Here is a 7,436-nt window from a genome sequence, read left to right on the forward strand (position 1 = left end):
GAGAGAGAACGGCGGACAAAGGGTTCAAGCCTGCGCCGGCGATCACGGACGGTAAAAAATTGACGGACGAACTGGGCGGCGGCATCTGCCAGCTGGCAGGAACGCTGTACAATGCGGCGCTTCTTGCGGATATGGAGATCGTGGAACGCGTGCATCATTCGTGGCCGTCGGCTTATTTGCCGGTGGGGCTGGACGCGACGCTCAACTGGGATGATAAAGACCTCAAACTGAAAAATACGAGCGAATATCCCATGTATCTGGGCGCGTACCTCTATAAGCAGTCGGTCGTCGTGGAAATTTATGGCCAGCCGAGCGAATATGATATCGAGCTGGAAACCGATATCTTAAAAGAGATCGACGTGCCGAAGCCGGAAATTATTTATACGGATGAGCTGCCTGCGGGAGAGCGACAGACAAAGATCACCGGCCGCAAGGGATATGAGGTGGACGTTTACCGCAACTATTTGAAGGACGGCGAGATCGTCAAGAGTGAGAAGATAGCGCACGATACGTTCCACGAGATCAAGGGTACGATCCTTGAGGGAACGAGTAAAAAAGATAAATAAAAGGAACATATTATTTATAGAAAAGAGATAGATGGGAGAATAAAAAATGAAAAAATCGTCAGAAACGCTGGGACTTAAAGTAATGGGCATCAAGGAAGGGCTTGAGAACGGGATCGCGCAGGATTTTATGATCGACGCGTCCAAAAGAACGGTGGAATACCTGATTTTGAAGGACAATAACGGATATGGGTTCCGGGCGATCGCGACGAGAGACATTCTCGGCATCGGCGCCGACTATATCATGACCTCGACGATAGAGAACGCCAGAAAGATATACGAATCCAAAGAGATCCTCGAAGTAGTGGAAAAGGGTTTCTTTATCCTCGGGGCGACAGTGCTCTCCAGCACCGGTGATGTGATCGGCGGGATCGTTGATTTTAGCTTTGATGAAAAGACAGGCGAGATTGATACGCTTTACCTCGATAGCGGTGAGGAATACAGCGGCAACAAGATCGCAACACTTGCGGGAAAAATGGTGTTTGTGGACCAGACAGGCAACGAAACGCTGCGTCAGACGGTGGAAGCGGTCTCTGCTGCACCCGTGGTGGAAGAAGAACCCAAGCCAAGCGCGCTCGAAGAAGAATCCAAGGCGTATTTGCTTGGAAAAGTCGTGAAAAACGACGTGACGAGCAATGACGGCACATTCAGCCTGACAGCCGGCACAGTGCTCACAGAGGAAATTTTGGAGCAGGTAGCAAAGTACAACGATGTGCTGCTGACGCTGACAATGGATATCTAAACCTGGTACGTTCAAAAAGCTGCGGTAGTCCGCAGCTTTTTTTGTCGCGTGATTCCCGCTAAAAGAGTTTGCAAACAAAGGGATTCAGTATATAATAAGTGGGTATCAGCAGAAGAAAAGACAGATGGGGGAGCATATGGTTTACGATAATGTTCTGGAGGCGATCGGTCATACGCCGATGATACGGCTCCGGCATATGGCGAAAGACGGCGCGCAGGTGCTTGTGAAATATGAGGGATTGAATATCGGCGGTTCTATCAAAACAAGAACGGCATTCAATATGATCGAAGCAGCGGAGAAAAACGGGCTGATCGGACAGGGCACGGTCATCGTAGAGCCGACCAGCGGCAACCAGGGCATCGGCCTTGCGCTGGTGGGGGCGGTGAAAGGCTACCGGACGGTGATCATCATGCCGGATTCTGTGAGTGAGGAACGCCGCAAGCTTGTGCGGCATTACGGCGCGGAAGTGATCATGGTGCATGACGACGGCAATATAGGAGACTGCATCGACGAATGCCTGTGTCTGGCGCTTAAAATGGCGGAGGAAGACCCGAAGGTATATGTACCGCAGCAATTTACAAACCCTGCAAACCCGACCGTGCACCGGCACCATACGGCGCTTGAGATATTGGAACAGGTATCCGGCCCCATCGACGGATTTTGTTCGGGCGTGGGCACGGGCGGCACGATCAGCGGGATCGGTGAAGTACTGCGGGCGCAAAACCCGCAGATGGAGATATGGGCGGTGGAACCGGAGAACGCGGCGATCCTCTCGGGTGGTAGCATCGGTACGCATTTGCAGATGGGCATCGGCGACGGGCTGATCCCGGAAAACCTTAATACAGAGATATATGATGACGTGTGTATCGTGACGGACGACGAAGCGATCCGTACGGCACAGGAGCTTGCCCGCCACGAAGGGCTGATGTGCGGCATCTCGAGCGGGACAAACGTGGCGGCGGCACTCAAGCTGGCAAAAAAACTGGGAGAAGGGAAAACGGTGGTCACAGTACTGCCGGATACGGCGGAACGGTATTTTAGTACACCGCTGTTTGAGGAATAGGAGAAACGATTTGGCACAAAGAAATCTGCGTCTCATTGGGGACGATATCCTGCGCAAGCAATGCAGGGAAGTAACGGAAGTAAACGATAGGATCAGGATGATCCTAGGCGATATGGCGGAAACGATGTACGCTGAGAAGGGGCTGGGGCTGGCAGCGCCGCAGGTCGGCGTATTAAAACGGCTTGTCGTGATCGATATGGGCGACGGACTGATCAAACTGGTCAATCCGGTCATAGAGCAGCAGGACGGTGTGCAGGAATGCGAGGAAGGCTGCTTGAGCGTCCCCGAGCGGTTCGGCAAGACGTTGCGCCCCAAATCTGTGATAGTACGTGCCCTTGATGAGAACGGAAAAGAGGTCACGGTGCAGGGTGAGGGAGACATGGCCAAATGCCTGTGCCATGAGCTTGACCATTTGGACGGTATTTTGTTTGTAGACCACATGATCGAGGAAGAATAGGGGATAATAAGCATATTTAAGGAATTCTTAAGGTGTTTTGCCTGTTTATCTGGTATAATGAAGTCACGAAGCGACAATGATAAGGGAAAATGGGTATGAATGTTTGGTTTGTCATTTGCCAGTGGGTCGTCATTATTCTATCGGTGTATTCGGCTCCGCTGATGATCTGGCTCGTTATTACCGCGTTTGCGGGTCTTTTGCCATCGAAGGAATTGCAGCAAAAGGAAGAAAAACAACACCGTTTTGCGGTGCTTGTTTGTGCACGCAACGAGGAACGTGTGATCGGCAACCTGATCGCAAGCCTTAGAGCGCAGGATTATGATAAGGACAGGTACCGCATCTTTGTGGTGGCTGATAATTGTACGGACAAGACGGCGGATGTATCGAGGGAATATGGCGCGACCGTTTATGAGCGTTTTGACGCGGAAAAAAGAGGCAAGGGCTTTGCGCTGCATTTTGGCGTTAACCGGCTGCTTGCAGAGCACAGGGACGATTTTGATGCTCTGTGCGTATTCGACGCCGACAATCTGGCGGCAAAGGATTTTCTGACGGAAATGAACCTTGCGTTGTGCTCGGACGCCGATGTAGCGATCGGCTACCGCGACACAAAAAACATACACGACTCATGGATCAGCGAGGTATATTCGGTATATTGGCTGATGCTGCAGCGCTTTTACCACGGCGCACGGCATAAGCTCGGGTTTTCCAGTATGGTGGGCGGCACAGGGTTTGCGTTCAAGCTTGACATATTGGGCAAAGAGGGCTGGACAACATATTCGCTGACGGAAGATGTGGAATTTTCCATCCAGCAGATTTGTGCGGGCAAAAAGATATTGCCGGCAAAAAAAGCGGTATTTTATGACGAGCAGCCAACAACAGCGGGCGTATCTGTCAAGCAGCGGTTCCGCTGGATGGTCGGTGGAATGCAGTGTATTCCCCTTTACTTCTCAAAAATCGTCAAAAAGATCGCCGGCGGCGACTTAAAGGCGCTTGACCTCTTATGGTACGTGTTCTTTATCCCGGCGACTGGGCTGGCGCTGCCGCTCAATGTGGCGGTGATCGCGATGATGTTTTTAAATCCGGGACTTTACCCATTCAGCGTGCCTGTTCTGATCGGTATGGTGATCGGCAATTGGGTGGCCGCTATGGCGACGGCGGTGCTGACGCTCGCGCTTGAAAAGCGGAAGATACGGCCTATGCTACGCGCGGTGGCGCTGTATCCGGTGTTTATGATTTCGATGATGGTGATCGCGCTGGCGGCTATATTCAACCCGCGGACGGAGTGGGTGCCGATCGAGCACAGCAGCGAGCACAAGATCGAGGATATCGAAAAGGCCAAGAGGGTGCTTGAAGAACCGGGCGAACGGTTGTAAGTAAAAGGGAAGTATACAGAAGCGGTCGTGAGATATTTGTTTCAAGCGACGGCTTCTGTTTTAATGTAATGATAAAGAACAAGCGTTTCGCAGGGGGAAATCATGGCGACATTTGAAGAAATATATCAAAGACTGCTGCAGGCTGATATACAGGAGCTGAGCGCGCAGGAAATCGACAGGATACAAAAGGAGCGGGAAGGGCTTTTGGAGCTTGACTGCCTGCTGCATCCGGAAAAGCAGCCGGTGATCTGGAAGTTCGGCAACTGCGAATGCTCGCCCGGCGAGCAGCAGGTTTGCGCTGACGAGTGTGCGTTTGACGCAATCGCACCGGGGCAGGATGGCGGCATTGAGATAGACCCGCGTGTATGTGTAGGATGCTGCGCGTGTGTCGACCACTGCAAAGACAAACGGCTTACGGCAAGCAAGGATATCATGGCTGTGTTAAAAACTTTGCGCGAAACAAAAGGCCTGGTATATGCGCTTGTGGCTCCGGCGTTCCTCGGGCAGTTTGAAGCGGAGGTCACGCCGGCAAAGCTGCGGAGCGCGTTTAAAAAGATGGGCTTTGACGGCATGATCGAGGTTGCTTTGTTTGCGGATATCCTGACGCTTAAGGAAGCGCTGGAATTTGACCACAACATTATGAAGGAATCAGATTACCAGCTGACAAGCTGCTGTTGTCCGATGTGGATCGCTATGATCCGTAAGATATACCGTGAGCTGATGCCGCATGTGCCGGGCTCTGTTTCGCCGATGGTGGCATGCGGGCGTACGATCAAAATACTGCATCCGGATGCGGTGACAGTGTTCATTGGCCCGTGCATCGCCAAAAAGGCGGAAGCGCGCGAAGCGGATATTGCGGGTGCGGTGGATTATGTATTGACGTTTGAGGAAGTCCGGGATATGTTTCTGGCGCTCGAGATCGATCCGCAAAATATGGAGGAGAGCTACAAAGACCATTCATCGCGTGCGGGCAGGATTTATGCGCGCAGCGGTGGGGTGAGCGAAGCAGTACAGGAGACGGTCGAGCGACTGAACCCAAACAGGGAGATCGTGATGCGCACACAGCATGCGGACGGCGTACCGGCGTGTAAGGCGATGATAAACGGCATCCTTTCCGGCGAAGCGTCCGCAAACTTTTACGAGGGCATGGGCTGTGTTGGCGGCTGCGTCGGCGGGCCGAAGGCGATCATCGACCGCGAGGAAGGGAAAAATCACGTTGACACATACGGCGACGGGGCGACATACGCAACGCCTATCGACAACCCTTACGTGGTAGAATTGTTAAAGCGCCTTGGATTTGAAACAGTGGAAGACCTGCTTTCACAGAGTGATATTTTCACCCGGCATTTTCAATGAGAAAATAGAATACAGCAATTGAAGAAAGTGATACGGTATGGTATAGTAAGACCGTTGATTATCGTATGAAGGAGTAGGGATCATGAAAAATTACCCCGACTACGAAGTTCCTGTACTGGACAGTATGAAAGAGCTAGTAGACTACGCAGTGCGCGAATACAATAGCGCGGCTGCTTTTATGTTTCGTGACGGGAATGCCGGGATTTTATCAAAAAGCTATCAGGAATTTAAGGAAGATATCGAAGCGCTGGGAACGGCGTTTTATTTGCGCGGTCTTCGGGGGGCGCATATCGCCGTGCTGGGCGAGAACAGCTATCCGTGGCTGGTGACGTATTTTGCCGTGGTAAACGGCGGTAACGTGATCGTGCCGGTGGACAAAGACCTCAGCGAAGCGGAAATGGCAGAGGTGCTCGAGCGCAGCCATTGCAGTGCGATCGTATATTCCCCCAAATATAGCGAGACAGTCTTAAATCTTTGCCCGGGCTTTGGGCTTTGTGTGGATATGGGCGGCACGGACAAAAACGGGTTTGACGCACTGCTGCAAGAAGGCAGGCAGGCGATCGGCAGCGGCGACACGAGCTTTGAGGAACATGAAGTCGATATCCATAAGATGGCAGCCATCGTTTATACTTCAGGGACGACGGGCAAAAGCAAGGGCGTGATGCTTTCGCACGCAAACCTGATGGCGGACGCGGTTGCTGCCCGCAAGAAGATCAAGCTGACGGGACGCTCGCTGCTGGTATTGCCGCTGCACCATACCTTTGGTTTTACGGCTAATGTATTGTGCGGTCTGTTCGCGGGCTATACGATCTTTATCAACGACAATCTGAAATATGTATTGAAGGATATGCAGGAGTTTAAGCCGGTCAACCTGTTCGTAGTGCCGATGATCCTGGAATCCATGTATCATAAGGTATGGACGGGCGCCAAAAAATCAGGCAAGGACAAGAAGCTGAAAGCAGGGATCAAAGCGAGCAACGCGCTGATGAGGCTGCGTATCGACCTCAGAAGGAAGCTGTTTTCAGAGGTGCTCAACGCGCTCGGCGGTGAGCTCGAATTTTGCATTTGCGGCGGCGCGTTTTTGGATGAGAAGATCGCCGCAGGGTTCCGCGAGCTTGGCGTACACATCATGAACGGATATGGCGTGACGGAATGCGCGCCCATCGTAGCGGAAAACCGCAACGATTATTATGATGATAAAAGCGTGGGTGTGGTTTTACCGTGCAACGAGGTAAGGATCGACCGGCCGGATGAGACGGGCGAAGGAGAGATACTTGTGCGGGGCGCCAACATCATGCTTGGATATTTTGAAGACGATATCGAGACCAAAAAGGCATTTGAAGATGGCTGGTACAAGACGGGAGACTTGGGAAGGCTCGGCGACGGAGGATTTTTATATGTGACAGGCAGGCTCAAAAACTTGGTCATCCTGTCGAACGGCAAAAATATTTCACCGGAAGAGATCGAAGAGGTTTTCCGCAGGATACCGTATGTAAAAGAGATCGTTGCCTATGGTGAAAACGACCGGATATTGGCGGAGGTATTCTTAGATCATGACTATTTTGTGCAGCATGCGGTTACTGATATCAGAGGGACGCTTGAGAGCGATGTGGACGCAATCAACAAGACATTGCCGCTATACAAACAAATAAGCGGCGTAACGATCCGGGAAACGGATTTTGAGAGGACGACCACAAAGAAAATAAAGAGGGAACACATAGGAGCTTAGGGACAATGTTGGAACAGCGTGTCATTGAGATCATCAGCGACCATCAGTTCGTTGACAAAAGCACATTGAATCGTAATACGCATCTTTTGAGGGACTTGAATGTCAATTCGTTTGATTTTATAGACCTGATCTGTGCGTTTGAAGAAGATTTTA

7 protein-coding genes are annotated in these 7,436 nt (G+C 51.6%); all 7 read left to right on the top strand.

The features are described 5' to 3' along the window. A partial coding sequence (locus VB081_RS01775; RefSeq protein ID WP_323399140.1) for a VanW family protein occupies nt 1-566 on the top strand: 566 nt, incomplete at its 5' end. A gap of 46 nt (nt 567-612) precedes the next feature. After that, nucleotides 613-1,305: a PRC-barrel domain-containing protein gene (locus tag VB081_RS01780; RefSeq protein WP_323399141.1), complete on the top strand. Its 693-nt coding sequence runs from the start codon at nt 613-615 to the stop codon at nt 1,303-1,305. A 136-nt stretch (nt 1,306-1,441) separates the two neighbouring features. Continuing rightward, entirely contained in the window at nt 1,442-2,368 is a 927-nt protein-coding gene (cysK, locus tag VB081_RS01785; protein WP_323399142.1) for a cysteine synthase A, read from the top strand. A 10-nt stretch (nt 2,369-2,378) separates the two neighbouring features. Continuing rightward, on the top strand, nt 2,379-2,825 hold the full coding sequence (def, locus tag VB081_RS01790) for a peptide deformylase (protein ID WP_323399143.1): 447 nt from the start codon (nt 2,379-2,381) through the stop codon (nt 2,823-2,825). Nucleotides 2,826-2,920: 95 nt separating this feature from the next. Next, nucleotides 2,921-4,198 carry a glycosyltransferase family 2 protein gene (locus VB081_RS01795; RefSeq protein WP_323399144.1) on the top strand — a complete coding sequence of 426 codons (1,278 nt, stop codon included), beginning with the start codon at nt 2,921-2,923 and terminating at the stop codon, nt 4,196-4,198. Nucleotides 4,199-4,300: 102 nt separating this feature from the next. Next, nucleotides 4,301-5,554 carry a [Fe-Fe] hydrogenase large subunit C-terminal domain-containing protein gene (locus tag VB081_RS01800; RefSeq protein ID WP_323399145.1) on the top strand — a complete coding sequence of 418 codons (1,254 nt, stop codon included), beginning with the start codon at nt 4,301-4,303 and terminating at the stop codon, nt 5,552-5,554. Between the two features lie 82 nt (nt 5,555-5,636). After that, nucleotides 5,637-7,283, top strand: a complete 1,647-nt coding sequence (locus tag VB081_RS01805) for an AMP-binding protein (protein ID WP_323399146.1) — start codon at nt 5,637-5,639, stop codon at nt 7,281-7,283. Nucleotides 7,284-7,436: the final 153 nt, after the last annotated feature.

Source organism: Christensenella sp. (assembly GCF_034927525.1).
Taxonomy (GTDB): domain Bacteria; phylum Bacillota; class Clostridia; order Christensenellales; family Christensenellaceae; genus Christensenella.

What these genes read in the sequence shown, in the direction of transcription:
- cysK (WP_323399142.1), top strand. Translation starts at nt 1,442, where the DNA reads ATGGTTTACGATAATGTTCTGGAGGCGATCGGTCATACGCCGATGATA.
- VB081_RS01805 (WP_323399146.1), top strand. Translation starts at nt 5,637, where the DNA reads ATGAAAAATTACCCCGACTACGAAGTTCCTGTACTGGACAGTATGAAA.
- VB081_RS01780 (WP_323399141.1), top strand. Translation starts at nt 613, where the DNA reads ATGAAAAAATCGTCAGAAACGCTGGGACTTAAAGTAATGGGCATCAAG.
- VB081_RS01800 (WP_323399145.1), top strand. Translation starts at nt 4,301, where the DNA reads ATGGCGACATTTGAAGAAATATATCAAAGACTGCTGCAGGCTGATATA.
- VB081_RS01795 (WP_323399144.1), top strand. Translation starts at nt 2,921, where the DNA reads ATGAATGTTTGGTTTGTCATTTGCCAGTGGGTCGTCATTATTCTATCG.